This is a genomic window from Streptomyces sp. ISL-98 (genome assembly GCF_018614055.1).
In the GTDB taxonomy this organism is placed as follows: Bacteria; Actinomycetota; Actinomycetes; order Streptomycetales; family Streptomycetaceae; genus Streptomyces; species Streptomyces spiramyceticus.
Window position 1 is genome coordinate 69,307 of sequence record NZ_JAGGPB010000034.1, and the last position, 26,603, is coordinate 95,909.

The following is a 26,603-nucleotide window of genomic DNA, read 5'->3' on the forward strand; positions in this document are numbered from 1 at the left end:
ACGGCCATGAACAGCGGAAGTAACTCCCTGAATGTCCTCGGCATGGACGCAGCGTGCGAAGCCGTCTACCGGCGGCTCCTGGCGCTTCCCGGGGAGGGCCAGCAAGAGCTGGCCGACAGCCTGGGGCTGTCTGACCGGGCGCTGAGCGTGGCCCTGGGGCGCCTGCGGACACTGGGATTCGTACGCCCGGCTGCCGAGCCCCCGCATCAGCTGCATGCCGTCAGCCCACACCTGGGCATGGAAATCCTTCTCTCCCGGCAGGAGGCTGAGCTGGGCGCGCGTCAGCAGCGGCTACGGGAGGGTCGGGCTGCGGCAGCACGGCTGCTCGGTGAGTTTCCGCCACCCGGGGGCAGCGTGCCGCAGGGCGGTGTGGAATTCCTCGACGGGCTCGACAGCATCCGGGATTTCCTGGAGATCCTCAACTCCGAGGTCGGTGAGGAGATGCTGGCCTTCGCACCCGGAGGCGCGCAGACCGGCGCGAACATGCGCGCTTCTCGTCCGCTGAACCGACGGCTCCTCGAGCGCGGGGTACGGATGCGCACCGTCTATCTCGAAAGTCTGCGACGCGACCGTGCCAGCGTGGCCCACGCCGAGTGGCTCACCCTGCACGGCGGAGAAGTACGGACCACGTCGGCCCTCCCCAACCGCATGATCATCTGCGACCGGAGAGTGGCCCTCGTCGCGGTGGACAGCGAACACACCGGAGCGGGTGCCGTCGTCCTGCGGACCCGCGGGTTGGTCGAGACGCTGTGCGCGCTCTTCGACGAAACCTGGCGGCGAGCCGACCCCCTCGGAACACCACAGCGCAGGGACACCACGGGGTTCACGCCGCAGCAGGCGGAGGCGTTGCGGCTGCTCTCCCAGGGCCACACCGACCAGGCTGTCGGCAAGCGGCTCGGCGTCTCGCCGCGTACGGCCCGGCGCACCGCCGCCGAGGTCATGGCCCGGCTGGACGCGCGCAGCCGCTTCCAGGCCGGGGTCCTTGCCGCGCAGCGAGGACATCTGCCCCGGCCCTACGCCTGAGCACGGCGTCCACGAGCGACGATCTGGGCCCCCGCGCCGGTCACGACGCGGACCTGGAGGGCACCGCAGGAGCAGCGCAGCCAGACCGTGGTGCCGACCGAGGTGCGGTGCCGGGAAAGGACCTGGAAGTCCTCATGGCCATCGGCTCCGCAGTAGGTGCACAGCGGCTTCTTCGGCGGCTGAGAAGTCTGTGGAGTCGGGACGGCCGTGGAGCCGGTGAGGATCTGCGTCATGGCGGAACTCTCCTGTGGCTTCGGGGACGGTGCGTCGGTACGTGCGTCGGTACGTATTAGGCGGTGCGAGGGACGCGTACGACCAAGGCCATCAGGGCCGCGACGAGGCAGACCGCGCTCAGTGTGGTCCACACCATGTCGTAGGTGCCGAACAGGTCGCGGGCGGTGGCGCCGAGGAAGGCCGAGACTCCCGCGCCCAGTTGGTGGGCGGAGTTCGTCCAGCCGAAGACGATGGGGCCGTCCTCGCCATAGACGCGGCTGGTGAGCGCGATGACCGGTGGGACGGTCGCGACATCGACGAGGCCGTAGACAACCACGAAGACGATCATTGAGAGCGTGACCGTGGAGGAGAACACCATCGGCAGCGCGAGCAGGGTGAGCGCGCGGATCGCGAAGTAGGCGGTCAGTAGGCGGCGAGGGTCGAAGCGGTCGGTGAGCCAGCCGGAGAAGACCGCGCCCAGGGCGGAGAAGATGCCGATCAGGGACAGCATCGAGGCTGCGGCCGTGACCCGCATGCCATGGTCGTGGGCGGCGGGAGCCCAGTTGCTCCACATGATGCCGTTGGTGGAGGCGCCGCAGATGATGAACATGCCGGCCAGCAGCCAGAACGGACCGGTGCGCGCGGCGCTGAAGAGCACCCTCATAGTGCGTTGGGCCGCCCCGGACGCGGGCGCGGGCTTGGCCACGAACTCCGTTGCCCCGTAAGGTTTCACGCCCGCGTCGGCCGGGTGGTCGCGCAGCAGCAGGAACACCAGGGCGGCCACCGCCAGCGCCACGAACGCCAGCGTCACCACCGGCGGCTGCCAGCCGAAGCGGTCGACGGCCCACGCGAGCAGCGGCAGGAAGAGCAGCTGGCCCAGGTGGCTGGATGAGCTGAGCGCGCCGGTGACCAGTCCACGGCGCTTGTCGAACCAGCTGCTGGTAACGCTGGCTGCGAAGGTCATGGTCAGGCAGCCGCTGCCGAGGCCGATCAGTACGCCCCAGTACGCGACCAGCTGCCAGGGCTGTGTCATGACGCTGGTGAGCAGGGCTCCCGTGGTGATGAGTAGCAGCGCACCCACGACCACGCGGCGGATTCCGACCCGGTCCATCAGAGCCGCCGCGAAGGGGGCGGTGAGACCGAAGAGCACCATGTTCACCGAAGCAGCCAGGGCGATCTGGCCGCGGTCCCAGGAGTAATTCTCATGCAGCGGCGTCACCAGCAGGCCGGGGACGGTGGTGAAGGCGCCAGCCGTGACAATGGCCGTGCCCGAGACGACGGCGATCGCCCAGGCTCGGTGGAAGCGGGGCCCCGGGGCGCGCGGTGTGGTGCTCGGTGAGGTCTGTGTCAGCTGAGCCATGCCTCAAGCCTGGTGGGAGAGTCTCACCAAAACGAGGGTCTAGATGGCCCACATGCGCAAGGATATGGCCATGTCTGTCTTCTCTCACTCCGGACGGCACCACGTTGCCGTCCTTGCCCGCCAGGTCTTGCTCCCCATTGAGCTGGGCATCGTGCACCAGCTGTTCGGACAGGCCAAAGAGGGGGCGTCGGCGGACGGAGAGCGGCTGTACGAGGTCGCCACCTGCACGTTGCGGGCCGGCGATGTGCGTACGGACGGCGACTTCACCGTCTGTGTCCCGCACGGCCCCGAGGCGCTGGACGAGGCGGACACCGTGATCGTTCTGTCGTCGTACGAGGACTACGTTCAGGACACCCCGGAGCTTCCGGCCCCACTCGCCGAGGCTCTCGCCCGCATCCGCCCTGGCACCCGGATGGCTTCGATCTGCACCGGTGCTTTCGTGCTCGCCTCCGCCGGGCTGCTTGACGGGCACACCGCGACGACGCACTGGCGCTACACCGACCTGTTCTCCAGGCTGTTCCCGCAGGTCGACCTGGACCCGGATGTGCTCTACACCGACGCAGGGAGCGTGCTGACCTCGGCGGGCTGTGCCTCCGGAATCGACCTGTGCCTGCACATAATCCGGCGTGACCATGGAACGGCCGTCGCCAATGACGTCGCCCGCCGCACCGTCGTACCGCCGCACCGTGAGGGCGGCCAAGTCCAGTACGTCCGCCGCCCCGTGCCCGCTCTCTCGGCGCCCGCCACATCGGCCGCCCGCGAGTGGGCGCTGCAGCGCCTGAAAGAGCCCATCACTCTGGGGCAGCTGGCAGCCAGGGAAGCGATGAGCGTGCGGAACTTCAACCGACGTTTCCGCGACGAGGTGGGCATGACGCCGATGAACTGGCTTATCCAGCAGCGCCTCGAACGCGCCAGAGAGCTGCTGGAGGAATCGAATTTGCCCGTCGACCAAGTCGCCGCGCAGACGGGACTCGGTACGGCGGCCAATCTGCGTCAGCACTTCCACGCAGCGTTGGGCATCTCACCGAGCGCCTACCGCACCACGTTCCGCGGCCCCGACGGCCCGCGGCCGGCGTACACATGACGAGGCGCGGGGCGGCTCCAGTGGAGCCGCCCCGCGCCGGACGCGTCATTCAGCTGAGGTCACATCCCGCGTGCGAACTCCCGGTTGCCCAGGTGCTGGGGGCGGGGAAGGGCTGCCGCGAAGGGCTCCTCCAGGGCGTTCTCCACGCTGTTGTAGACGATAAAGATGTTCGAGCGAGAGAACGGGGTGATGTTGCCGTTGGAACCGTGCAGCAGGTTCGAGTCGAACATCACCGCTGACCCGGCGGGGCCGGCGATCTGCTTGATGCCGTGCGCGTGGGCCATCCGCGACAGGTGCTCCTGGCCGGGGGACCCCACGGTGATGCGGTGCACCCGCAGGGACTCCTTGTGGAAGTCCAGGGGAGTCTCGCCGACCGAGGGGATGAACGTCTTGTGCGTACCCGGCATGACCATGAGCGGGCCATTGAACTCATAGTTCTCGCTCAGGGCGATGGACACACTGAACGCGCGCGGCCGGGGCATACCGTCCTCGGCGTGCCAGGTCTCGAAGTCCGAGTGCCAGTCGAATTCGGCCCCGCCGAAGCCCGGCTTGTAGTTGACCCGGCTCTGGTGGACGTACACATCCGAACCGAGTACCTGCCGGGCGACGTCCGTCAGCCGGGATGAGTTGAGCAGTGCGGCGAAGAGCTCGCTGACCTTCTCGACCTCGAAGACCGAGCGGAGGCGGTCGGAATCCGGCTCCAGCACCACGCGGTCACTCGCCAGCAGCGCGGGGTCCTCGCTCAGCCGCTGGAGTTCGGCGCGGTACGTCTCGACTTCCTGCGGGGTCAGCAGGCTGTCGAAGACGTGGTAGCCGTTGGAGTCATAGCGGTCCCGTTCCTGCTGGCTGAGCGGCCCTTCGTGGTCGCCCCAGACAGTCGGGTCGAGGCGCGTCTGAGCTATGGCCTCGCCCGTGACGCGGGTCGGATACAGGTCGGTGCGGGGGGCGGCGGTCATTCGGTGTTCTCCTTCTGCTTGGAGGGCACGTCTGCGAGGGGGCCTATGCGGTGCAGGACTTCGTCGTGATGGCCGTCGCCCAGCCAGTCGGCTGGGAACAGCACGCGGTCGGTGACCTCGGCCGAACGCTTGCGGGCGTACTGCCTGAGGACCATGAGGATGGCCTTGTTCTCGGCGGAGACGGTGGCCTCGACGTACCGGGCACCGCGGTCCCGCTGCCGGTCGGCTGCAGCCTCGAAGAGCTTCACGCCGAGGAACGGGATGCCGTGCCGCGGACTGACCGCGGTCTGCCAGACGAAGTACGTGTCCGGTTCGTCGGGACGGCGATAGCCGGTGAGAAAGCCGACGATCTCGTCGTCCACGGTGGCCAGCAGCGAGCAGTCGGCGAAGTCCCGGAACCACAGCACGTAGGAATAAGGGCTGTTGGTGTCCAGGCCGGGGGTGTTCTTTACCATCTCCCACACCGCGAAGCCATCCTCGGGGCGCGGAGTACGGAAGACGGCCTTCTTGCGGGGCGATGCTTGGGGCCCGGATTCGAGTGCGGTCGTCACGGTCAGTCCACCTCGCCCTCGGTCAACAGCGGGTAGACGCCAGACTCGTCGTGGTCCTCTTGGCCGGTGACCGGCGGGTTGAATACGCATATGTAGCGGGAGTCGGTCTTGGGACGCAGGGTGTGCCGCTCATGCCCGTTGAGGAGGTACATCGTGCCCGGAGCGATCCAGTGCGTCTCCCCGGTCTCCTCGTTGGTGAGCTCCGACTCGCCCTCGACGCAGAGCACGGCCTCGATGTGGTTGGCGTACCACATCGTTGTCTCAGTGCCGGCGTAGACGGTGGTCTCGTGCAGCGAGAAGCCGACTTTTTCCCGGGCGAGCACGATCCGCTTGCTCTCCCAGGTTCCGGAACGCGAGCGTACGTGGCGGTCGGTATCGGTGATGCCGGCGAATGACCGTACGATCATGGGTGGTTCTCCTCTCCTTGACTGTCTCAGCGGGTCTCGCGGACAGAACGGGCGAGGACAGCCAGTCCTTCGTCCAGCTCGTCCTCGGTGATGGTCAGGGCAGGCAGGAGCTTCACCACCTCGCTCAGCGCGCCGGCGGTCTCTACGAGAAGCCCCAGGTCAAAGGCGCGTCGACAGATCTTCGCGGCGCGCAGCGGGTCGTGGAACTCCAGGCCCCAGGCCAGTCCGCGGCCGCGGACGTCCGCCACCTCGTGGTGGTGTTCGGCGGCAATACCTCTGAGCGTGGTCTCGACCTGTTCGCCACGGGCCAAGGTCTGCTTCTCCAGGTGGCCATCGGCCCAGTAGGTCTCCAGCCCCGCGGTGGCCGTGACGAAGGCCGGGTTGTTGCCGCGGAAGGTGCCGTTGTGCTCGCCCGGCTCCCAGACGTCCAACTCCGGTTTGAGGAGCAGTAGCGACATGGGCAAGCCGTAGCCGCTGATGGACTTTGAGAGTGTGACGATGTCCGGGACGATGCCGGCCTCCTCGAAGGAGAAGAAGGCGCCAGTCCGCCCGCAGCCCATCTGGATGTCGTCGACGATCAGCAGCATGTCGCGCCGTCGGCACAGGTCCGACAGGCTCCGCAGCCACTCGGTGCGGGCCACGTTGATGCCGCCCTCGCCCTGCACCGTTTCGACGATCACAGCGGCCGGCTGATTGAGGCCGGAGCCTTGGTCCTCCAGCAGTCGCTCGAACCAGAGGAAGTCCGGGGCCTGGCCGTCGAGGTAGCGGTCGAAGGGCATCGGGACGCCGTGTACCAGAGGTACACCCGCACCAGCGCGTTTGAAGGCGTTGCCCGACACCGCCAGCGCGCCCAGTGACATTCCGTGGAACGCGCCAGTAGAAGGACACGACCGTCTCACGACCCTTGACCTTGCGCGCCAGCTTCAACGCCGCTTCGACGGCGTTGGTGCCCGTCGGGCCCGGGAACATAACTTTGTACGGCAGGTCGCGAGGCCGCAGCACGATGTCCTGGAACGATTCCAGGAAGGCGCGCTTGGCCGTTGTGGACATGTCCAGACCGTGTATGACACCGTCCCGTTCCAGGTAATCCAGCAAGGCACGTTTGAGTACGGGATTGCTGTGGCCGTAGTTGAGGGCGCCCGCACCGGCGAAGAAGTCGAGGTAGGCGTGACCGTCCTCGTCGTACATGTGCGAGCCCTGCGCGCTGTGGAAGACGGTCGGCCAGCCACGGCAGTAGCTGCGTACCTCCGACTCGAGGGTTTCGAAGACGCTCAGGTCCGGCAGAGTGATCGTCATGCGGTGCCTCCTTCTGCTTCGGGAGCAGCGCGTACGGTCACGCCGCGGCGGGGGAGGGGGCCAGCGGGACGGAAAGTACGAAGTCGGTGAAGGTGTCCACCGACTCGAAGTCGTCCACGTCCAGTTCTTCGGGATCGACTACGAGCCCGATGGAGTCCTCGAGCGCCATCAGCATCTCGAGCATGGTGGTGGAGTCCAGGTGCAGGTCGTCGAAGAGCCTGACCTCCCCCCGCAGACCGGTGACAGGGCGCTCCAGTACATCGGTCAACGCCGTCTCCAGGGCCTGGACGACATCCTTGCGTTCCATGAGTCTTCTCCTTGAGTCGAGTTGGGTTCAGTCGAGTTGGGCTGTCTGCCGGTCGGGCCTGACGGGAACGTCCGCCTCGACCAGGGAGGCAAGCTGCTTCCGGTCGACCTTTCCGTTGCCGTTGACCGGCAGTTCGTTGAGCCGCACGCAGCGGCGGGGGATTTTGAACGGCTCGATCTGTTCGCGCATCCGTTCCAGAAGCTCATCAGTGGCCAGTTCAGTGACCACCGCGAGCAGCGCGGGTCGTCCGCTGTCCGGAGGCAGGACGGCTGCTGCCGACACCTGCTCGATCCGGCGCGCCGCCGCCTCGACCTCCGTACAGCTGACGCGAAAGCCCCGCTCCTTGTACAGATCGTCCCGGCGGCCGGAGAAGTAGAGGTAGCTGTCCTCGTCCATCCAGCCGTAGTCGCCGGTACGCAGTTCAGGGAAGAGCCCTTCGGCGCGGGGAAAGCGTTCGGCGGTCAGTTCGGGGCGGCGCCAGTAGCCGGTCATCACATGAGGGCCGCGCACCACGAGCTGCCCGATCTCGCCCGGGGGGAGACGCTCGCCGTCGTCTCCGGCGACGTATATCTCCGTGCCAGGCAGCGGCCGGCCGCTGGATCCCGGACGTTCGAGATCCCCGTCCGGTGGCATGATCGCCGCGCGCTTGCACTCGGTGAGCCCGTACATCACCTGGATCCGGAGACCGGGCAGGGCGGAGCGCAGGGCGGACATGGTCTCGGTGGGCAGGGCGGCACCGGTGTTCGTCAGCAGTCGAAGTCCGGCCAGGCGCCCGCTGCCGCGGCTGCTACGGGCGAGCAGCCAGGCCAGTCGGTCGCTGACCGAGGGGACACCCGCGAGTATCGTCGCCCCGCTGGACTCCAGACTACGCAGCAGTGGTGGACCGGCCTCGGCCGCGGTGGCGAGCCGGAGCTGCGCGCCGCTGAGTACCGCCAGGAACAACTGGTACAGGCCGTAGTCGAAGGACAGCGGCAGCGGGCAGTAGATGATGTCGTCGCTGCGGTAGTCCAGCCGGTCCTGGATGGCCGAGGCCGCGAACAGCATCTGCTGATGGGTGCTCACCACCGCCTTGGGCAGCGAGGTGGTGCCCGACGTGTAGATCAGGCAGGCCGGGTCGACGGCGAGGGTGCCGGGGTGGGGCAGCGGTCCTGCCCCGGCCTGCACCGTGAGGAGTTCCGTCAGTGACAGGGACGCCGTCCCCACCCGTTGTGCCGTCGCCTCGGCCGAAGAGTCGTCGGTGACGAGCAGCACTGGCTCGCTGTCAAGCAGTACGTGCTCCAGCGGCCCGCCACGCACCTGCTCGTGCAGCACGCTGAAAGCTGCCCCGAGCCGGGAGAGACCGTACAGCGCCGCCGCGATGCCCAGTCCGTCGGCTGCCGTGACCACCACCCGGTCACCGCGCCGTACGCCCCGGCCGGCGAGTGCCGTGGCGGCGCGGACACTGGCCGTGGCCAGCTCACCGTAGGTGAGGCTGCCGTTCTGGTCGGTCAGGGCGATGCGCTGCGGAAGCTGCTCGGCGGCGGCGTCCAGCACCTCGTGCAGCAGCCGCGGCTGCTCGTCTGCCCGGGTCACGCCGCCGCCCCTTCGGCCGGGGTGGGCCTGGCGACCAGAGGAGCGACCGTGGTGGCCGTGGCGCTGCAGACCAGCTGGGGGCTGGACAGCGCCTCGGCAGCGCTCGGCGACGCACCAGGACGCGCTGAAACCACCTTGTGTGCCTCCAGCTCCACCACCCGGCGCAGTCGGGTGCGGTGGACGAGCCGTGCGCGGGCCTCGATGTAGTCGCCGGGGTAGACGGGAGCGGTGAAGCGGACCTTCGCGTACTCGGACAGCAGGCCCTCGTCGCCGTCAGTGCGTACGGTGATCTCGGTGACCAGATCTCCGAACAGCCGGAGGATGCAAGCCCCGTCGATCAGGCCGCCGCCGTAGTGGGCATCTGCCTGGCTCATACGCACCCGAAGGAACGCGACGGTGGGGTTGTCTTCGTCTTCTGGTGTATTCATGGCGCGGGACTCCTCTCAGTAGGTCAAATGCCGGTCCCCGCAGAGGGGATGCTGATCGCTACGGCCGCCACCACGTTCTTCTTGTGCGCGATGGACAGGGCCATGGGAGGCAGGGACAGGCCGGCGGCCCGGCCGGTGAAGCGCACCGACGGCGCACCGTCGTCCGTGCGGCCGATGCTGATCTCGCGGGGCGCGAGTCCCTGGAAGAAGCCCCGGCCCAGGGACTTGAGGACCGCCTCCTTGGCGGTGAACCTGCCGGACAGGAACTCCAGGCGGCGCCCGGCGGTCATCTGCGCGGCGAGCGCCAGCTCCTCGGCGGCGAAGGTATAGCGCAGGAACCAGTCCCGGTCCGCCAGCCGACGCAGCTCGCTGCGGTCTAGTACGTCCAGTCCGATGCGCAGATCTGGTGGGCTCACTGGTGGCCTTCCCCGCTGAAGTCGGCCAGCTGCTGGCGGCTGAGCAGGTCCTCGGGCGTGTCCCGTTCGCGCACCAGGTGGGCCTCGCCCCGGTGGACCACCACCTCGGCGGGGAAGCCGTGGCTGAGGAAGAGCCCGGGGGACGCGGTGGGTCCGTACGCACCGGAACGCTCTACGCCCAGCAGATCGCCGGGCCGCACTTGGGGCAGGGTGACCTTCTTGGCGACCACGTCGTTGGGCGTGCACAGCGGACCGGTGAGCGAATAGCGGCGGTCCGCCTGGCCGCCGGGGCGGCTCAGGTGCTGCACGGGGAAGTTCCGCTTGACGAAGCTGCCGATGCCGACAGCGGCCATGTGGTGGTTGGTGCCGCCGTCAGCGACCACGAACCACTCACCCATGGACTGCTTCACATAGCGGGCGCGCACCATGTATGTGCCGGCGCGGGCGGCCAGGTATCGACCCAGTTCCATGATCACGCGGCATCCGGGGTGACGCCGCGTGAAGGGGATGACGGCATCACGCATTCCGGTACCGAGTGCTGCCACATCGGGGTCTGCCTCGCCGTCGAAGTACGCGACTCCGAGCCCACCGCCGACATCTACCGTGTGCAGCGGGATACCAAGTTCCCCCGCGAGATCCTCGGCGGTGGCCAGGATTCTACGGGTGTTGTGGACGACGTCGGCGGCATCCAGAATGCGGGTGCCCATGTAGGCGTGCAGGCCGATGACCTCGACGTGCTGTAGAGCCGCCAGTTGCTCCTTGGAGCGGCGTACGGTCTCTTCGTCGATGCCGAACTGCCGGGGCTTGCCTCCCATCGAGAGCCCCGATCCCTTGGCGGCGAAGGCCGGGTTGACCCGCAGCATCGCCGGGAAGGTGCCGCCCCCGCTGCCCTCCAACAGCTCGTCCAGCAGCTGGAGTTCCGCCATGGATTCGCACACCACCGCGTGGATTCCCGCCTCGACGCAGGCCGCGAGCTCCCGCTCGTCCTTGCCCGGACCGAGGAAGATGATGTCGCTAGGTGCGATACCGGCCCGCAGGGCAGTCAGCAGTTCGGTGTATGAGGAGACTTCGGCGCACGCGCCCAGCGTGCCGAGAAAGGCGCACACACTGATGTTCGGGTTGGCCTTGAGTGAATAGAAAATGTCGATCTCTTCCGGAAGCTCCTCGCGGAGCGTGCGGAAGGTGTTCTCCAGGATCTCGGTGTCGTAGACGAACAGCGGGGTTCCGAAGCGGTCAGCGAGTGCTGACGCGGGGATTCCCTGAACGTGGATTTCCTCGGCGCTCATGTCTTCTCCTCCTTGCCGCCGCTCGAATTCTTGCGGTCGACGACGGCGGAGTGGAATGCAGAACCGCTGGTCAAAAGCGTCCTTGGCCTCTTGCGGCCGGACGCGCGGGGGTGCGGGATCCGCAGGGTGCCGGGGCGGTAACGGGCGGGGAAGGAGGCGCGGAAGTATCAGCGGTGTCAGAGGGAAACGCCACCCGAGGGAGATTCGAAATGCGCACCAAGAAGCTCACCACCATCGCCTCGATCGTCGCGGCCGGGGCTTTCGTCTGGGCGCTCGCCATCCCCGCGCAGGCCGGCACCCAGGACTCCGGCTGGCAGCTGAAGACAGCGGCCGGCACGAGTGCCGGTCAGGCGACCAGCGACACCACCAACGACAACAACGGCAACAGCTGACCTGGCGTTCAGGTGCTCCAGTCCTCCTGGGAGCCGTCACCTCAGGCGTACCGGAACACGCCTTCCGGTACGCCCATGAGGAAGAAGAGCGAGTCGGCCTTCTGGCGGTTACTGACGGCGGCCTCCAGGTCCCCCATCGCCTCACTGGTTGCAGCGAGGCCGTCCAGGGCCTGGGCCTTCTCGTAGTGCAGCTCCATGCGGGAGGAGATCTCGTGGGCCAGCTGGTTCTGGCGCAGAGCCTCCGTGAAGTCGCCCAGCGCGAAGTACGTGCGGGCGGCGGAGAGGTGCACGAACGCCCGGTGGATGTCGTCCGTGCTGCGGATGGCCTCGGCCAGCGCGTGCAGGACGCATTCGCGGGCGCTCTCGACCCGGCCCATACGTAGCAAGATGTCAGTGCGGCAGGCGAGCATGACCGGTAGGACGGAGGGCATCCGCAGATGCTCGCAGCGCTCGACCGCCTCTTCCACCCGGGCGAGTGCCTCCTCGTAACGGCCCATGCCTTCCAGGGCGCGCGAGAGATAACTGAGCGCGTCCACGGACAGCTGTATCTCTCCTATGGAGTCGAATACTGTCAGCGCCTCCTTTGCCGTCTCGGCCGCCATCGCGAACTGCCCGAGTCGCACCTGCACTTGACTCAGAGTGCTCAGGGACGAGCCGTCGAGCCGCGCGAAGCCGGTCTTCCGCGCCATGCGGTTGGCCTCCTCGCTGAGCTGGAGTGCGCGCTGCAATTCGCCCAGGCTGTTGTACGCCTGACCCAACCGGGCCTTGCACTCGGCCTCGCTGCGTGGGTCATTCATGGACCGTGACAGCTCTAGGGCTTCCTCCAGCTGGGCGACCGCGTCCCTGATGCGGCCCAGCCGCCACTGCCCCATGGCCAGATTGGTGAGGTTCAGGCGCATCAGCGACGGGTCCGCCAGCTGCCGGGATGCCGTGACACCCGTCTCGAGCGCCACATTCGCCTCCAAGTCGTAACTGCGGATGCTGGAGTGGAAGCCCACCTCGCGCGGCAGCCGCGCCGCGTGCCGCAGCAGCCCGCGTCCGTGCGCGATGTCCACTGCTGCCAGCAGACTGTCACGGTGCTGGTCGAGCCATCTCAGTGCGACATCCTTGTCCGCGATTTCCGGCTCCTGTCCGTCCCGTTCGCCAACGGGCCCGCTGTGGCGGGGCCTGCCGGGGAAGAGTGTGTCGCAGGCGTGCGCCGCCGTGTGCAGATAGTGGTCGAGGAGCCGCTCCACCGACTGCCCGTCTTCCGGAGCCGCTTGGCCCTGAGCCAGTCGGCGCGCGAAATGGCGCACCAGATCATGGAAGGCGTACGTACCTGGCTCCCTGGCCTCCAGCAGGCGGACATCCACGAGCCTCTCCAGGAGATCCTCGGCGTCCAGGGCCCCGCCGCCCAGCAGCGCGGAGGCCTCGTCAACGTCGATGTACCGGCCCGGGTGGTGGGCCAGCAGTCTGAAAGCCGTGCGCTGCTCCTTCGGTAGGGACTCGTACGACAGTGACAGCGCGCTCGCAACTCCTCTGTCCTCGCTGGACAGTTCATCGAGCCGCCGCCCGTGGTCCTGTAGCCGGTCGACCAGGAGCTGGATCGTCCAGCGCGGCCGGTTCGATAGCCGGGCAGCCGCGATGCGCACCGCGAGCGGGAGCCCGCCGCACAGTCGCAGCAATTCGACCGCGGCCTCCGGCTCTCGTTCCACCCGCTCGGCGCCCAGGGCGTGCCGCAGGATCTCGTGGCTGTCCAACTCCGCGAGGGCACCGAGGGAGAGCCATTCCACGCCGTCGAGGTCCGTCAGCCGGGGGCGGCTGGTGACCAGGGTGAGACTGTCGGGCGAGGTGGGGATGAGGGTACGGACCCGTTCGGAGGTGTCGGCGTTGTCGAGGATGAGGAGCATTCGGCGGCCCCGCATGTAGGACTGCCAGAGTGCGCTGCGGCCTGCAGGAACGCCGGGAATCTCCTCGCTGGGGATCCCGGCGGCCGCCAGCAGGTCACCCTGGGCGGAGAACGTACTGAGCGGCCTCTGTCCCGGAGTGAAGCCTCGCAGGTCGACAAACAACTGCCCGTCCGGATAGCGCTGTGCCAGCTGGTGCGCGGCTCGTACGGCCAGCGCCGTCTTGCCCCCGCCACCCATGCCGTCGATCGCGATGACCGTGGGCGATCTCGTCGGTGTGCGTTCGACCGCTACACGGATCCGTTCCAGCTCGGACGCACGGCCAGAGAAGCCCGGCACGTCGTACGGCAGCGCCTGCGGGACCGCAAAGGAAGCGCCGTACGCGCGAGCCGACGCCCGCTCCGGAGGGGCAAGGGAGAGATCCTGCCGCAGTATGTATGCGTGCAACTCGCGCAGTTTAGCGCTGGGGTCGATGCCGAGCTCTTCGGCAAGCAGGTCCCGAATCTGAGTGAACTCTTCGAGGGCAGCGGCCTGTTGGCCGGTGTGGTAGAGAGCGAGCATCAGCTGGCCGCGCAGCGTCTCGCGCAAGGGGTACCGGCCCGCCATGGAGCGCAGTTCACCGATGATCGAGGCCGCCTCGCCCGCCTCTATGGTCAGCTCGTACAGCCGCTCGGCGGCCGCGAGACTCTGCTCCTCCAGGGCAGTCGAAATGGCATCAACGACTTGCCCGCCAGCCCCAGCCAGCACAGGCCCGCGCCACAACTCCAGCGCGGAGCGCAGCTGTGCCGCCGCCCTCGCATGCACTCCCGCTTCCCCGGCCGCATGGGCCTGACGCAGCAGCTCCTGGTAACGCATCAGGTCGAGCTGATCCACACCGACAACCGCACGGTAGCCGGGGCCATCGGTCACTATCAGTTCGAAGCCCTGCGGGATCCGGCGGCGCAACTCGGCCACGGCCTTGCGGATCTGGTGTGCCGCGCTCTCCGGAGGCGCTTCGTCCCAACCGGCTTCAACAAGGCGTGAGACGGGGATCACCCGCCCCGCTTCGAGTAACAGCATGGCGAGGACACGTTTCCGCAGGATCCCGTTGATGGGGACCGCCCCCCCTGCGTTCCGGACTTCCAGGGATCCAAGAATGCTGAAGTGGGGTCTGCCGCTTGCGGTTGTCTCGTCTATGTCTGAAATCGCGGCGTGCACGTAGTACCCCCTGCGGACGATGCCTGCCTTCGAGCCCAAGTTGTGATCTTAAGCTCACTCATGGGATGCCTACTCGGGTGCCCGCCTCCCGCCCACTCCCGACGCAGGCATGCACGCGCCCTCTTCCCCACTGACCGGGCACGCGCCCCCGTGCCCTACCTCGCACCCGCCAGGCCGATGCCCAGTGGCACCAGAGCGACCTGGAGCGTGCGTGCGCCACCGCGAACCGGGCCCTAGCCGAGGAGATCAGCTCCCACCGCACCACCGGCCCCCTGTGCGAGCTCGCCGCGAACATGCGCACCACCCGGGCTGCAGCGTGCTCGCGTGCCCTCCGAACCGCCGCTCGACTGGGTGCTCGCCCGTCGCCGGGCCATCGGGGACCAGATCCGGGCGGCCAGGCTTCACGCCAACCTCACGCAACAGGCAGTTGCCGAGAGGGCGGGCATGGATAAGGCCATCTACGTACGGGTCGAGCGGGGGCATCCGCCGCGCTGATCGACACCCTGATCCTCATCGCCGTACGAGGTCGACGCACCGCTCGCCGACCTCGTACGGCAATGAAGAGCCCCGGCCGTCCGCTCCACCGGTGCCGGACGGCCGGGGCCGGTCGAGGTGTTTCCTGCGAGGCGGGCTGGCCGGAGCCGGGGCAGGTCTCCGTGCCTGTGCCGCCATGCTGGTGGGTCGTGGCGGGCGTGGTGGGTGTGCCGGGCGGCGAGCCGACGCCTGCGCCGCGCCGCCGCCGCAAGGGCGAGGAACTGCCGGCCCGGAAAGAGGCGCAGAACAAGTCCCACAAGCAAGTCCGGGCCCGCGTCGAGCACGTCTTCGCGCGCATGAAGTGCTGGAAGATCCTGCGCGACTGCCGCCTCGGGGGAGAGGGCGTGCACCATGCCATGCGCGGAATCGCCCGCCTGCACAACCTCAACCTCGTCGGATAGGGGGCGCGGCCGGAACAGCCACCGGCCACGCCCCCATCCACCCAACCAAAGATCCTTTACGGGACAGGCCTTAGAAGGCGCTGTCGCCGCAGCCCATGCTCGAACCGATGTGGGTCTTCTGTGCGCCCGGGTCGCCCTCGCCGTTGAGCGCGCTGCCCAGCAGGCCGTTGAGCACCCCGACCTGGCCGAGGACGTCGACGTTCAGGTCGTGCGACTTGCAGTTGGAGCTCTGCTTGATGTTGAAGTGGTCGCCGTCGTGGTGGCCGTGGCCATGGCCGCCGGCGTGGGCAGTGCCGGCGCTCAGGAGTCCGACGCTGCCGAGGGCAGCGACCAGGACGGCGGCCTTGCGAAGCTTGTGCATGTCATCTCCGGTGGAGTGAGGTGGGTGCGATCTGTGATAGATCGACTTCGTTCAGTTACGGGAGATTAGTATGAAATACCATCAAAATACCCGGTGACGCGCCGAGTCCGGGCGGGACAGCGCGGGCTGGCCGCCGATGGGGTGCGCTGTGCGGGGTGCTCTTCGCAAATCGCCGACGCGATCGACGTACCGCTTGCCGATCTCGGCAGTGAAGAGCCCCGGCCGGCCGCTCCCCAGGAAGTGGACGGCCGGGGCGGTATCAGCGGCCGGCGGTGTACGGGGTCCGTGTTCTCGTGTCGACGACGATCACGAACGGGTCGCCGTAGGACTTCCTCGACCAGCCCCGCCTTCGCTTGGGCCCTCGTCTCTCTCCGTTCCCCAACGACGGTAGAGCCGCGGGGGAACGGAGCCCAGGGAGTCGTCAGTTCGGGCCTTTACGCGGAGGCGATCACTCTTCTCGGGTGGGTCAGCCACACGTCCTGACCGCGGGGCGTCACGGTCAACCCGAAAGCGTCAGCGTCAGGGCTGCCCAGAGCCTCATACTCCTGGTACGTCGTCTCGACGTCCCACCACAAGTCGCGCTCGCCGTACTGCCACGCCTGCTCACCGGGCTCAGCGAAGGCGCCCGACCCGGCCTGGTCCATCAGCCAGACCCCGGTGGTGCCATCGTGCTCGGCGTGGACCATCGAGACTCCGGGCATCCGGGCGCCCGCGTAGATGGAGAACCCGACGGTGAGCAAGAGCCGGGGGTCGAGCTTGCTCTCTGTCGGCCTGGCATTCCCTTGCACCTGCGCGTCGGCGGGGGCTCGGTGAGACCTCATCGGCATGTAGGACGCACCGCCCCGGAATGGGCCTGACGCGATGCCTCCCTCCTGGATCGACAGCTGGACGATTGCGCCGCTCCAGAACTCCCCGGCCATAGGCGCGACGAGGATGCCGCCTGGTTTCACCTGGCGCACCAACTCGTACGGCACGCGGCGCAGCGCGCAGGTGGCGATGAGCCGGTCGTACGGCGCCGCCTCTGCCCACCCGTGCTCGCCGTCGGCCACCACCACCGTGGGCGCGTACCCCAGAGTCGCGAGGTTCTCCCTCGCCTCATGAGCCAACGGCGGGTCGATCTCGACGCTGAAGATGAGCTCGTCGCCCAGGCGCTCGGAGAGGAGCGCCGCGACGTGGCCGGTGGCAGTGCCGATCTCCAGCACCCTGTGACCGTCCTCGACTTTCAGGTGTTGCAGCATGGTGGCGACCATGGACGGCTGGGAGTTGCTGGACGTGGCTACACCCGGGCCGTTGGCCGCCCCGTCGTCGATCTGGGTCACCACCGGCTCGTCGCTGTAGACGAGCTGCCACCACTCCGCGTCCGTGGTGACGGGCTCGCAACGCTCGGGTCCTTGACGCCAGATTGTCGGTGGGATGAACAGGTGACGGGGGACTCGCTCCCAGACCTCGCGCCAACGCTCAGACACCAGGCCCTGCTCCGCCAGTAACTCGACGAGCTCGGCGTGCTGCGGGTGTACCTGCGCGGTGCTGCCCACCGTCAGTCCTCCGTGTGGTTGGTGACCTTGGGCGGCGGTCCGTCAGGGGACGGCGAAGGGGGCGGAGGCGTCCACGGTTTGTCGGAAGGCTGGCCGGCGTGCTTGCCGTCATCGGACATGTGACTCTCCCGGTTCGAAGTGGTGGGTGAAGAGCCTGCCTCGGCTGTCGACGCCCCCAGGCGCGCGGCGACCGAGGCAGGAGTCATGGGGTGGGCAGCTGGCCCTTACCAGGGCCGGGAGTGGCGCGGAGGAACGCGGTGACGATCTCCCTGTAGCCCGTGTGGCCGGTCAGGCCTGCGTGGCGGAGTGCCCAACTGTCGGGGCCCAGCTGGTCGGTGCTGGCCTCGGACCGGTCCTGGCAGGTAGTGCATTCGATCTCGCGGATCGGCGGTGACGCGCCCTGCGAGTGGTCTGCACCGAGCGTCCAGGTTGCCTTTTTGATGATGGAGCGTGGGGTCACTGCGTCTCGCCCGCGCGCTTCGGCCATGCCTCGCGGGAGTAGGCGCGGAAGTGGTCGCCACTGTGGCCCGCGCGGAGGGTGCAACGCATCGGGGTGCCCGGCTTGGGGACCCAGCACACAACCGGAATATGGACGCGCCTCTGCTTCCAACTCGTCATGATGGCCGCCCCGCCATCGCCTGCTCCGCGGCCGGCGTCAGTTGGCGCTGCTGACGGCACGGCGCGCATCCATACCGGCCGTAGCCCGAGCCGGACGTCGCCTCAACGGAGTCGATGAGCACGGCGGTCACCGATGGCCCCTCATGCCAGTGACACCAAGTGCCGGGCGTACCCGCTTCGGTGGCCCCCGAGGGGCGGGTTCCTGAGTCCATGTCCTGGACCATACGAACGGCGGCCAAGTCGACACCAGGAAGTTCTACGAGATTCCACGCGGATTCACCCCAGTGCCTGGAGTGCCTCTGCAATCAGCGTGCGTGCGTCCGCTCCGTACACGGCGAGCTCGGCCAACTCTGCGAAGGTGTCGGCGTACATCGCTACCTCCGGAGCCTGCGTAATCGTCAGATACCCAGAGATCAACTCGACGTTGACCTGAGCAGAGTCATAGATCCAGAACCCCTCGACGGGCATGCGCGAGCGGTCCAGCCGCATGGGGACGATGCCGAGACTGACGTTCGGCAGCGACCCCACTGTGATCAGCTGTCCGAGCTGGCCGGCCATGACATCCCGGCCGCCGATCCCAGATCGCAGCACGGACTCCTCAATCAGGAAGGCGAAGGTGCGGCTTCCCTCGTGGAGCACCCGTTGCCGCTCCATGCGCACGTCCACGGCAGCGTCGACATCATCCACGGTGACCCGGCGGCGCTGCACGGCCCGCAGCACGGCCTCCGTGTAGGCGCGGCTCTGGATCAGGCCCGGCACGAACCACGAGGAGTACGCACGAAAACGGGTGGTGCGCTCATAGAGCGGGCGGACGGCCTCCTGCGCGCGGCGAAGGCCGGCGCGTTCCATCCGCCGCCACTCAACGAACATGCCTTCAACGGCGTGCAACGACTCGACGAGGCCCGCGGCCTGGTCGCCAGCGCCGCACGCGGTGCACCACGCGCGGATGTCGTCGGCGGACGGCGCGGTGCGGGCGTTCTCGATGCGCGAGACCTTGGAGGGGTACCAGCCACACGCGGCAGCAAGGTCCCGGCCGTTCAGCCCAGCGTCCCGGCGGATCTCGCCGAGACGGTCGGCGAGACTCTGCCGGGCTTGCTGGACTGAGGACGATGCCGACGTGGCCATGATGCGTGCTGGTCAGGGCTTGTACTGCTCGTGCGGGATGGCCCGTTGCCAGACGGACTCGAAGGCCTCGCCGACCAGCTTCGCCAGAGCAGGGTCGGAGACGTACTCGCGGCCGTCCTCGGCGAGCTGGCCGTCGCCGGTGAAGTGGTGGAAGAGGACGGTCTCGTTGTCGAAGACCCAGAAGTCGTTGGCGGGCAGCAGCAGGCCTGTCGTCTGGCGTCTCGGCAGCCACCGGACCTGTTCGCCCGCGAGGACGTTGGCGAACGTGAGGTCGTACTCGTAGCGGATGTAGTCGCTGATCGGCTCCGACGCGATGCGGACGCGGCGCACTGCGACACCTCGGGCGGTCGCGTCGCTGACCGAGTCGTGCCAGCCGCCCCACCAAGACGCCCGGTCGGCAGGATCCAGGCGCTTGCCCTGCTGCCACGCGATGAACTCGGGGTCGTCGAGCATGTAACTGTCGCGCAACTCCAGGTGAACGGCGGAGCGTTGAGCCCGTGCCAGGGCGTTACGCGCGGGTGGCTGCACTGCCTACCTCTTCAACGTCGGTGCGGGGGATGTACTTCAGCATGACCGCGGGGAGCCTGATGATCGTTTCGTGATCGGGGACGTCTGTGGAATGTCCAGGAATTGAGCCGATCTCTTGGCACGCCCGGACTTCTTCTTCCGTCGCCTTGTACGACTGGATCAGCAGGTCTCCCGTTTCCTCGTCGAGCCAGATCGTTGGGGACTCGTCCGTCGGGGTGTTGGGGATGATGCCCAGGAACTTTACGGTCATGGAACTCTCCTCCGTCGAGCGGATTCCACGCTGTTCCACGCACCTTCACGCTGCTGGAGCAGCGCGTCAAGGGTGCATCACATGACGTGACGGACCTGGGTGCGCCAAAATGCCCTGCCCTCCCCGAAGGGAGAAACAGGGGGGAGATCTGTCTCTTGTCGGCCTACGGGGCGGGCTCGTAGGTGACGGTCGTGTCGGGGCATGCCTCCGCGAGTTCGACGAGCGCGGCCTTCTCCGGCGCGTCCACGGTGAGGCCCCACCGCATCTTGATCCCCGTCCACTTGGCGGCGTACTGGCAGTGAACGTCGTTGACCGTCGGCAGCCAGGTGCTCGGATCTTGGTCTGCCTTGGAGCGATTCGAGGCGGCCGTCACCGCGACGAGGGAGGTAGGGGCGGTGAGGTCGTTGACGTATGCCTCGCGTCGGGCAGGGGTCCACTGGGATGCTCCGCTGTCCACGTAATTCCACTATTGATCCGAAACCCGCAGGTTCTTCTACCGCCGCCAACGCCAACCGCACATCATCCGCGGCTACTTCGGCGGCCCGCACGTCCGCTACATCCTCGAATAGAACCCTTTGAGTTTCGGATCAATAGGACACCGCCCAAGGATCTGCAGTTTTCGGCGTACGTAGCGGAAACGGCCCGCCAGCGTGGCTGGCGGGCCGTTGTTGCCATGTCTAGCAGAGGTTAGACATGGGTCAGTCGCGTGTGGACCACCATCTGGTCAGGGCGTTGGCCCCACGCACCCCGATGGCGAGGGCGAGGAATATCAGTGGCCAGGTGAGCCACCCTTGCTCGACCATGGTGGGCGACACCCAGTTCGCTACCGGAATCAACGCCGTAAAGACGATCACCGCGATCAGGGGCATCAGGCAGCATCCTGACAAGTTGCCGCGACCTGCCGGGTCCAAACCGTCTACCTGGTGATGCTGTGGCATTGGACGCCTCTGCGCTTTCCACCGGACCAGAACTGTGCGCAGGCTTTTCCGTAGTGCTTCAGGTTTTTGTCCGTGAAGGTCTCACGTATGCCTTTGGTCGCGCACTGGTTGTGTGTCGAGCCTCTGTCCCATCTGTAGGACTTGCCATACGTGTCGGCGTAGTGCCACTCCATGCGCCAGTTGCAGAAGCCAAGACCCAGGTCAGGCAGGGGGCCACAGCCGAACTTGCCACGCTGGTATTTGATTTTCTTACCGCTGCCTTCGATTTTGTGGCCCATGTTGCACACCGTGATGGGCAGCGAGCCCACCTTGCTCTCGTACCCGATGCTGACAATGTTCGCCACTCCGTTGGCGCTGTAGGCAGATGCCTGCGGGTCGTCACCTGCACCGGTATCGACAATGGGGGCCTGTGTCTCATCGAGCGGCAGCTGTACCACCGCGTTGCCATCCAGGTCGGTCAGCTGGAGGATGGTCCCTCCCTGAGAGCCAGTCTCGGCTACCACGCTCTCCTGGAGGCCGTTCACATGACGTGTTGTCGACGAGCCACGTTCCCACGATGGGCTCTCGCAGTCGCAGCCGTAGTGGTAGGTCGTCTGCTCGCCACCGTTCCAAGCACTGCCCGAATAGGTCTCCGCCTGAGACGTGGCAGTGCGTTGCGCCGCGTCATACTTCATGACTTGCCGACGGTCAGCGGTGCCTGTCTGGTAGATGGAACCGTTGGCGTAGTACTTGAGCGCGAGGCCACCGGGCTGGGCAGTCGTGCGTCCGAGATCGTCGTAGGCGTAGCCCGTATCGGTCAGGCGGCCGCCGCTGTCGTATGTGTGTGTGGTGACTTCGCTGGTGCTCGTGTCGAAGACGGCGCAGGACTCAGGCGCCGAGGTGAGCTTCGTCAGGTTGCTGTTGCTGTTGTAGGTGTAGGTGTAGTCGCGGCACTGGCGCCAGTTGCCCGTGTGAGCGGTAGCCGACAGGCCGAGCCCGTCGAAGGTGTAGCGCGCTGTGGCGGTCGACCCCTTCGTCTGGCTCCGAACCGCGTTCTGATCGTGGACGTTGACGTCAGCGTTGTCGGCGAGAGCCACGACGCCGGTCGAGGTCGTGTAGATGCGTGTGACTTCGTTGCCGACCGGGTCGCGCTCAACTCTGAGGGTCACGTCGCCAGGCAGCTTCTCGGTGTCCACGGCCCCGTCCGGGTTGTACGTCGCCGAGATGTTGCCGGCCGCTGAGTCTGTGACGCTGGTGGCCAGGCCCCGTGGGTCCTTGGCTGTGTCGTAGGCGTAGATCCGGGTGGAGGGCGCTGAGTCAGTGACCTTGGTCTGTCGGCCCAGGCTGTCGTACTCGGTTGTGGTGACGTTCCCGGTGCCGTCGTCGTATCGGATCAGGCGGCCGAGCTTGTCGTAAGTGGAGGCGATGGTGCCATCCGCGGACTTGATGGTGGCTGACTTGCCGGTGGCATCGTCGTAAGTTGTCGTCACTGCGGGAACGGCTTGATCACCGTTACCGGTTACCGTGCTCTTGATCGTGCGCCCGGCTTCATCCACTTCAGTCGTCGTGCTGCGGGTCTGGTCGCCTCCACTGGTGACGGTCTTGGCGACGTTGCCCCAGCGGTCGTATTCGGTGCTCAGGGTGCTGCCGGCTGATGCGACGGCCGGACCGACGGAACACTCGAGGTCGGCCCACTCCGGACGCCCCTCACAGGTGCCTGTGCCGGTGGCCGTCCAGTACTGGTGCACGGTGGTTCCGGCGTCACTGCCGGTGGACAACGGGTCGCGCTCGGAAGTAGTGCGCCCCTGGTTGTCGTAGCCAGTGGTGTGAGTGACGTTCTTGCTCGCCGGGTCGGAGATGTCCTTAGTGGGGAGTCCCTTGCTCCAGTCGTACACCGTCTTGGTGGTACGGGGGTCCGCGCCCGCCGGATACCCGTCGACGTAGCCACTGGTCACCGTGGTCGTAACCTGCTGGGCGACGACCGCACTGCCGTCAGTGGGCCGCCCTTCGTCGTACTCCCTGGTGACGTGCTGGCGCGCGGCAACCAGGGTTCCTGGGGCGAGGTCGGTACCGCTGCTGCCAGCCTTGAGCGCGCTCTGAAGGCTCACGTTGTGAAGCGGCCCGTACTCGTGGAGCAGCGTCTGCCCGTTGCCGGAGTAGACGAAGAGGGAGGAGAGCTGCTGGGCGCGCTCGGCCATCGAAAGTCCGTCGATGCCCAGTACGGTGAGTTGCTCGAGCCGGTCACCGGAAGCGGAAAGGGCCAGCTCCCGGTTGGCAGCGCTCAGCTCACGGATGATGTTGCCGTACTCGTCGTATTCCGTGGTCGAGATATGACCACCGGGCTCCTGGGTGTTCACCGACCGTCCCGAGGTCGAGTAGTACGTCACGCTTGCGCGGGTGAAGTCGCCGGTGGCGGCATCGTTCCCGTCATTCGATGCTGGGGCTTTGGCCGAGGCGTCTGCGGGGAAGACAGCCGTCGCACCGGCGGGATTGTCGGTCTGGCCCCATTTGGCAACGTCCGAGGCTGCCATGTCGTGCGGAGCATGTGTGCCGTTGAGGGCGACATTGTAGACGACGTTGGTGACCGCCGACCCGTCGGTTTCGGTGCTGCTGCCGGCCTTCAAGGCGGGGCGGGACACTGACAGCAACATGCCTGGTCCGCTGGGTGCCTTGGATCCGACTTGGCCGTATGTGAAGGTCCACGCAAGCTCACCGGGCGGGGTGAGGGTAGCGACCCGGCCAGTACTGGTGTAGGTGTAGGCCGTCTTCAGTGCCGGGCTGGTTCGCGGGTCCCACTGCTCACGCAGACGACCGTCCTCGTCGTACGTGTATTGGGAGAGCGCGGTGGCCGTCCCCATGCCGGCTCCGGGGGTGGTGGCCCACAGCTTGATCTGCTTGACCTGTCCTGCGACCTCGCCGAGAGAACTGGCAGTGGCCGTGGTGGTACTGGCGTACACGTACTCCAGGACGCGGCAGCCCTTGGTCGACGGGTTGGCTTCGCATGTGGCCGCCGAGGCCGCCGTCGTGGGGCCGATCAGGTACTTCGGGCGAGCGAGTGTCTTTTCTCCTGAGGTGACCTTCTCCCACACGATTGTGGTGGTGGAGTTGTCCGTCGGCATGGAAGCCGATGTCATTTGCCAGGTAGGCGCGTCAGAGGCCACCTTGGTGAACTTCGTTGTCGATCCGCTGGTGTGCTTCAGGGTGAAGTTGCCAGTGAACGATCCGCTCAGTGCGAGGCTCTCCGAGCCGGGCTCGACGACCCAATCGCCCGAGGCCGCGGCCGTGAAGCCGATGGCTTCTCCATCAGCTCGCACGATCTCCACCGAGGTGGCCGAGGTCTTGCGGATGAAACTCCAGCTGGTACTGCTGCGCTCGATGGTCAAACCGGATGTCCACTGAGACCCATAGATCGGCGCTTGGCCTTCCTGGTCCTTGCCCGCGTCGGGGCGCCGGGACGCGGCTGTCCGTGATGAGGCCATGCCGAATGCTTTGGCGTCGGAGGAGCTGAGCGTGTGGTCGCCGGTGACTGCGTTCACACCACCAGGGCTGATGTCCTCGGACAGGTCAGCTCCTCCCCAGCGGTCCACCGTGATGGTATTGGGCGACGAGTAAACAGTGGTCCCACCGGTGAACTTCGCGCGCACCTCCACGGGGCCGCCCTCGGACAGAGTCTTGGTGATGTCCCACGTCAGACTCGGCGAGGTTGAGCTGCTCACGCCGACGGGCCAAGCCGAGACAGGAGATCCGTCGGCAGCCTTCGTGACATCGGCAGCGGGGACGTCGTTCCAGGAATCCGTCTCACCATGGCGGTACTGGTATGTCACGCCCGTGTGGCCTGAGTTGCCACGCGAGGACAGCCGTACGGTGGCGTTCGAGCGCTCCCCCGCTTCCGGGGTCAGCAGGGCCGCTCCGCCCACACCGAAGGTGTAGTCGGTGGTGGCGGCGGAGAGGTTGCCGCCGGAGTCGACAGTCTTGGCGTAGAGAGTGTGCCAGCCGTCTTCGGGCTTGATGGTGATCGTCAGTGGATCACCACCGGTGCCGTTGGTGGTGTCATCGATTCGGTTGGGCGCAGCCACGTTGTCGAGGCCCCAGTAGTACCCCTGGCCGTCGGTGGAGCTGGTGTCGAGGGTGCATTGGGCGCCCCCATCGGCCTTGGCGGTCCACGCGTCCTTCTCGTACGGGGTGCAAGAGATGCTCGGGGCGACCGGCTTGCCCGTGTTCAGGGTGAAGTTGGTGTGCCCCGACCAAGGCCCGTAGTCCGTCCCGTCGTAGGCGCGTATCCGCGCTTGCAGGTGGGAGCCTGCGGGGAAAGCGCTCGCCGAAGGCACGGTCAGTTTGGCCGTCCCACCAGAAGCGACGCCCGCGCTCGTACCGGTGTAGGAGTAGGCGCCGGCGTCGTTGTAGTTCGGGTTGGGCGTGACCTCGAACTGCGCCTTGACCGTGCCACCGTCCGTGTCGCTGACCTTGGCGCTCAGCAACGGGGTCAGTGAGGTGACGTACCGACTGCCGTTGTAGGCATTGAGTGCGGACGGAGAAACGGCAAGGGCCGATCCGGTGCCGTAGGAGTTGTACGTCACCGTGAGGTGCGGCTCGGAGGCTTCGTCTCCAGAGGCGTGGTTCGCCGAGCGGAACCGGCGCCAGGTGCGGGAGTCGTCCTCATCCGCGCCACGGACCTGCAGGCCGTGGTTGGCCGAGCCGTCAGCCCATGCCTGCGCAATGCCGTCGACATCGAAGTTCATCGTGCCGGCCGGGCAGGAGGAGTCGTAGCCCAGCGCGGCGGTACTGGTTTTCGCGTCCGTGGCCGTCGTCGCGGGCTGCGCACCCCAGGTAACCGTGTCCGGGTCCCAGTCCGCGGTGATGCGTCGGACCTGCACGCCTGCCCCGGTGGTCTGGCAGGTAGAGGCGTAGTACGAGTACAGCGCCAGGTTGGTGTCAATGATGTGCTTGCCCTTGAACCTCGCCACATCGAACTTCACGTAGCTGCGCGCCACGGTGGTGCCCGCGTCGTAGGTGCCGGCCTTCAGCTCGGTAGAACCGCGCTGAGAGTCGGGATAGTTCGTGGCAACCCAGGTATCCGTGGACGCCGCCAGAGTCGAGACCGGGTCGACGGTCACCGGGTAGGTGACATCCGGGTCGGACAGGAACTTCTCGTCCGGCTTCAGCACGAGCACGCTGGCGCCGTCACTGTCCTGCTCAATCGCCGTGTCGACCTCGGCAACGTGCGCGGGCTCGCCAGATGCCTTGTTCTTGTCTGAGCCCCACATCGACGGAGCCGACGCTTCGGCCACGATCTTGCCGTCGCTGTCCTCCAGCCGCAGGTGACCGTTGTCGGCCTTCTCCAGCTTGAGACCCTTCAGGTCCAGGGGAATGCGGTACGACACGGGCTCACTGGGGCGCTCGGTAAGCAACACGGACTGCTCGAAGCCCTGCGGCAGCGCTTGGATCTTCAGGTCCGCTCCGCCGCCGAGCGCGTAGGTAGCGGTGTCGCCCTTGAGCGTCGGTGCGGGCAGGCTCTTGGACCAGCCCATTGAGAAGGACTGCTTGCCCCGTTCCAGCGAAGCCAGCGTCCCAGACCCACCATCGGAGATGACCACCTCGGCCGCTGCGGCCTTCGGCGCGACCTCATCGCCGGTGTCCACCAACGTGGTATCGATGTCCCGCCAGTCACCGCCTTCATCCTTGACCCGCACCGGACCGGAGAATGCCTCCACGGTCAGAGAGCCATCGGGATTCGCCCACGTCGTCGAGTCGTCGGTGCGCTCCGACAGGATCTCGATCCGGCGATCCTGCAGCCGCGACATGAGCCGGGCAGCCGCCTCATTCTTAGCTTCTGCAGGACCTTGCCCCGTGCCGGTTGCGGTCAGCAGACCTGCCCGTGAGGACGGTTCGGCCGCAGCCGCATTGGTTGCGGTGACGGCCAAAGCCGACTGTGCGGCCATCACCAGAGAAAGACCAACAGC

General features: G+C 67.2%; 23 protein-coding genes and 3 pseudogenes. 5 read left to right on the plus strand and 21 right to left on the minus strand.

Translation table 11 applies throughout. From position 1 onward, the window contains the following. The first annotated feature begins 6 nt into the window (after nucleotides 1-6). Entirely contained in the window at nucleotides 7-1,023 is a 1,017-nt protein-coding gene (locus J7I98_RS22480) for a helix-turn-helix transcriptional regulator (RefSeq protein ID WP_214923695.1), read from the plus strand. Here J7I98_RS22480 and J7I98_RS22485 read toward each other — a convergent pair. Together J7I98_RS22485 and J7I98_RS22490 are read right to left on the minus strand one after the other, a co-directional pair. Beyond that, nucleotides 1,014-1,256, minus strand: a complete 243-nt coding sequence (locus J7I98_RS22485) for a hypothetical protein (RefSeq protein WP_214925228.1) — start codon at nucleotides 1,254-1,256, stop codon at nucleotides 1,014-1,016. The genes J7I98_RS22480 and J7I98_RS22485 overlap by 10 nt on opposite strands. Before the next feature lie 56 nt (nucleotides 1,257-1,312). Then, nucleotides 1,313-2,596 (minus strand): MFS transporter, encoded by a 1,284-nt coding sequence (locus J7I98_RS22490; RefSeq protein WP_214923698.1) that lies wholly within the window; start codon nucleotides 2,594-2,596, stop codon nucleotides 1,313-1,315. Nucleotides 2,597-2,660: 64 nt separating this feature from the next. On the opposite strand from J7I98_RS22490, the gene J7I98_RS22495 reads away from it, so the two are divergent. Next, nucleotides 2,661-3,680: a GlxA family transcriptional regulator gene (locus tag J7I98_RS22495; protein ID WP_251021053.1), complete on the plus strand. Its 1,020-nt coding sequence runs from the start codon at nucleotides 2,661-2,663 to the stop codon at nucleotides 3,678-3,680. Nucleotides 3,681-3,739: 59 nt separating this feature from the next. Here the strand turns inward: J7I98_RS22495 and thpD are convergent, their stop codons facing one another. From thpD to J7I98_RS22535, 9 genes and pseudogenes are all read right to left on the minus strand, one after another. Continuing rightward, nucleotides 3,740-4,636: an ectoine hydroxylase gene (gene thpD / locus J7I98_RS22500; protein WP_214923704.1), complete on the minus strand. Its 897-nt coding sequence runs from the start codon at nucleotides 4,634-4,636 to the stop codon at nucleotides 3,740-3,742. Beyond that, complete coding sequence (gene ectA, locus J7I98_RS22505) at nucleotides 4,633-5,187, minus strand: diaminobutyrate acetyltransferase (RefSeq protein WP_214923727.1); 555 nt, start codon at nucleotides 5,185-5,187, stop codon at nucleotides 4,633-4,635. The genes thpD and ectA overlap by 4 nt, the downstream gene beginning before the upstream one ends. A gap of 2 nt (nucleotides 5,188-5,189) precedes the next feature. Beyond that, nucleotides 5,190-5,594, minus strand: coding sequence for an ectoine synthase (locus J7I98_RS22510; RefSeq protein ID WP_214923740.1), 405 nt, complete (start codon nucleotides 5,592-5,594; stop codon nucleotides 5,190-5,192). Between the two features lie 26 nt (nucleotides 5,595-5,620). Continuing rightward, a pseudogene (gene ectB, locus J7I98_RS22515) lies at nucleotides 5,621-6,890 on the minus strand (diaminobutyrate--2-oxoglutarate transaminase). 37 nt (nucleotides 6,891-6,927) lie between these two features. Beyond that, nucleotides 6,928-7,197, minus strand: a complete 270-nt coding sequence (locus J7I98_RS22520; RefSeq protein WP_214923742.1) for a phosphopantetheine-binding protein — start codon at nucleotides 7,195-7,197, stop codon at nucleotides 6,928-6,930. Between the two features lie 27 nt (nucleotides 7,198-7,224). Continuing rightward, the gene (locus tag J7I98_RS22525; protein ID WP_214923745.1) at nucleotides 7,225-8,769 is read right to left on the minus strand and encodes a class I adenylate-forming enzyme family protein; all 1,545 of its coding nucleotides are present in this window, start codon (nucleotides 8,767-8,769) and stop codon (nucleotides 7,225-7,227) included. Further along, entirely contained in the window at nucleotides 8,766-9,197 is a 432-nt protein-coding gene (locus tag J7I98_RS41225; RefSeq protein ID WP_251021020.1) for a hotdog fold domain-containing protein, read from the minus strand. Before J7I98_RS41225 ends, J7I98_RS22525 begins: the two co-directional genes overlap by 4 nt. 23 nt (nucleotides 9,198-9,220) lie before the next feature. Further along, entirely contained in the window at nucleotides 9,221-9,613 is a 393-nt protein-coding gene (locus J7I98_RS41230; RefSeq protein ID WP_308377894.1) for a 4'-phosphopantetheinyl transferase superfamily protein, read from the minus strand. Next, entirely contained in the window at nucleotides 9,610-10,899 is a 1,290-nt protein-coding gene (locus J7I98_RS22535) for a diaminopimelate decarboxylase (protein ID WP_214923748.1), read from the minus strand. The genes J7I98_RS41230 and J7I98_RS22535 overlap by 4 nt, the downstream gene beginning before the upstream one ends. A 209-nt stretch (nucleotides 10,900-11,108) precedes the next feature. Between J7I98_RS22535 and J7I98_RS22540 the strand changes: the two genes are divergently transcribed. Continuing rightward, a complete protein-coding gene (locus tag J7I98_RS22540) occupies nucleotides 11,109-11,291 on the plus strand; it encodes a hypothetical protein (protein ID WP_214923762.1) in 183 nt (60 codons plus the stop codon). Between the two features lie 41 nt (nucleotides 11,292-11,332). Here J7I98_RS22540 and J7I98_RS22545 read toward each other — a convergent pair whose 3' ends face one another. Further along, a complete protein-coding gene (locus J7I98_RS22545) occupies nucleotides 11,333-14,236 on the minus strand; it encodes a BTAD domain-containing putative transcriptional regulator (RefSeq protein WP_251021021.1) in 2,904 nt (967 codons plus the stop codon). A 462-nt stretch (nucleotides 14,237-14,698) separates the two neighbouring features. Here J7I98_RS22545 and J7I98_RS22550 point away from each other — a divergent pair, with 462 nt between their 5' ends. Continuing rightward, nucleotides 14,699-14,869: a helix-turn-helix domain-containing protein gene (locus J7I98_RS22550; protein ID WP_214923765.1), complete on the plus strand. Its 171-nt coding sequence runs from the start codon at nucleotides 14,699-14,701 to the stop codon at nucleotides 14,867-14,869. Between the two features lie 233 nt (nucleotides 14,870-15,102). Beyond that, nucleotides 15,103-15,309: pseudogene (locus J7I98_RS22555) on the plus strand (transposase family protein); the annotation flags it as partial. A gap of 70 nt (nucleotides 15,310-15,379) precedes the next feature. On the opposite strand, the gene J7I98_RS22560 reads toward J7I98_RS22555, so the two are convergent. The 9 genes and pseudogenes from J7I98_RS22560 to J7I98_RS22600 form a co-directional block, all read right to left on the minus strand. Then, entirely contained in the window at nucleotides 15,380-15,670 is a 291-nt protein-coding gene (locus J7I98_RS22560) for a hypothetical protein (protein WP_214923788.1), read from the minus strand. 434 nt (nucleotides 15,671-16,104) lie between these two features. Next, on the minus strand, nucleotides 16,105-17,205 hold the full coding sequence (locus tag J7I98_RS22565) for a methyltransferase domain-containing protein (RefSeq protein ID WP_214923791.1): 1,101 nt from the start codon (nucleotides 17,203-17,205) through the stop codon (nucleotides 16,105-16,107). Between the two features lie 202 nt (nucleotides 17,206-17,407). Next, entirely contained in the window at nucleotides 17,408-17,665 is a 258-nt protein-coding gene (locus J7I98_RS22570) for a hypothetical protein (protein ID WP_251021022.1), read from the minus strand. A 434-nt stretch (nucleotides 17,666-18,099) separates the two neighbouring features. Beyond that, a complete protein-coding gene (locus J7I98_RS22575; RefSeq protein ID WP_214923794.1) occupies nucleotides 18,100-18,948 on the minus strand; it encodes a helix-turn-helix transcriptional regulator in 849 nt (282 codons plus the stop codon). A gap of 12 nt (nucleotides 18,949-18,960) precedes the next feature. Next, on the minus strand, nucleotides 18,961-19,476 hold the full coding sequence (locus tag J7I98_RS22580; RefSeq protein ID WP_214923797.1) for a DUF6879 family protein: 516 nt from the start codon (nucleotides 19,474-19,476) through the stop codon (nucleotides 18,961-18,963). Further along, nucleotides 19,457-19,726: a hypothetical protein gene (locus J7I98_RS22585; RefSeq protein ID WP_214923800.1), complete on the minus strand. Its 270-nt coding sequence runs from the start codon at nucleotides 19,724-19,726 to the stop codon at nucleotides 19,457-19,459. The genes J7I98_RS22580 and J7I98_RS22585 overlap by 20 nt, the downstream gene beginning before the upstream one ends. Before the next feature lie 163 nt (nucleotides 19,727-19,889). Further along, nucleotides 19,890-20,180 (minus strand): annotated as a pseudogene (locus J7I98_RS22590) (DUF1524 domain-containing protein); the annotation flags it as partial. 244 nt (nucleotides 20,181-20,424) lie between these two features. After that, nucleotides 20,425-20,595 (minus strand): hypothetical protein, encoded by a 171-nt coding sequence (locus tag J7I98_RS22595; protein WP_214923806.1) that lies wholly within the window; start codon nucleotides 20,593-20,595, stop codon nucleotides 20,425-20,427. A 47-nt stretch (nucleotides 20,596-20,642) separates the two neighbouring features. Then, complete coding sequence (locus J7I98_RS22600) at nucleotides 20,643-26,582, minus strand: DNRLRE domain-containing protein (RefSeq protein ID WP_214923820.1); 5,940 nt, start codon at nucleotides 26,580-26,582, stop codon at nucleotides 20,643-20,645. Nucleotides 26,583-26,603: the final 21 nt, after the last annotated feature.

Excerpts from the sequence above, each read along its gene's own strand:
- J7I98_RS22480 (WP_214923695.1), top strand. The coding sequence starts at position 7 with ATGAACAGCGGAAGTAACTCCCTGAATGTCCTCGGCATGGACGCAGCG.
- J7I98_RS22485 (WP_214925228.1), bottom strand. The coding sequence starts at position 1,256 with ATGACGCAGATCCTCACCGGCTCCACGGCCGTCCCGACTCCACAGACT.
- J7I98_RS22490 (WP_214923698.1), bottom strand. The coding sequence starts at position 2,596 with ATGGCTCAGCTGACACAGACCTCACCGAGCACCACACCGCGCGCCCCG.
- J7I98_RS22495 (WP_251021053.1), top strand. The coding sequence starts at position 2,661 with ATGGCCATGTCTGTCTTCTCTCACTCCGGACGGCACCACGTTGCCGTC.
- thpD (WP_214923704.1), bottom strand. The coding sequence starts at position 4,636 with ATGACCGCCGCCCCCCGCACCGACCTGTATCCGACCCGCGTCACGGGC.
- J7I98_RS22510 (WP_214923740.1), bottom strand. The coding sequence starts at position 5,594 with ATGATCGTACGGTCATTCGCCGGCATCACCGATACCGACCGCCACGTA.
- J7I98_RS22520 (WP_214923742.1), bottom strand. The coding sequence starts at position 7,197 with ATGGAACGCAAGGATGTCGTCCAGGCCCTGGAGACGGCGTTGACCGAT.
- J7I98_RS41225 (WP_251021020.1), bottom strand. The coding sequence starts at position 9,197 with ATGAATACACCAGAAGACGAAGACAACCCCACCGTCGCGTTCCTTCGG.
- J7I98_RS22535 (WP_214923748.1), bottom strand. The coding sequence starts at position 10,899 with ATGAGCGCCGAGGAAATCCACGTTCAGGGAATCCCCGCGTCAGCACTC.
- J7I98_RS22540 (WP_214923762.1), top strand. The coding sequence starts at position 11,109 with ATGCGCACCAAGAAGCTCACCACCATCGCCTCGATCGTCGCGGCCGGG.
- J7I98_RS22545 (WP_251021021.1), bottom strand. The coding sequence starts at position 14,236 with ATGCTGTTACTCGAAGCGGGGCGGGTGATCCCCGTCTCACGCCTTGTT.
- J7I98_RS22560 (WP_214923788.1), bottom strand. The coding sequence starts at position 15,670 with ATGCACAAGCTTCGCAAGGCCGCCGTCCTGGTCGCTGCCCTCGGCAGC.
- J7I98_RS22575 (WP_214923794.1), bottom strand. The coding sequence starts at position 18,948 with ATGGCCACGTCGGCATCGTCCTCAGTCCAGCAAGCCCGGCAGAGTCTC.
- J7I98_RS22585 (WP_214923800.1), bottom strand. The coding sequence starts at position 19,726 with ATGACCGTAAAGTTCCTGGGCATCATCCCCAACACCCCGACGGACGAG.
- J7I98_RS22595 (WP_214923806.1), bottom strand. The coding sequence starts at position 20,595 with ATGCCCCTGATCGCGGTGATCGTCTTTACGGCGTTGATTCCGGTAGCG.
- J7I98_RS22600 (WP_214923820.1), bottom strand. The coding sequence starts at position 26,582 with ATGGCCGCACAGTCGGCTTTGGCCGTCACCGCAACCAATGCGGCTGCG.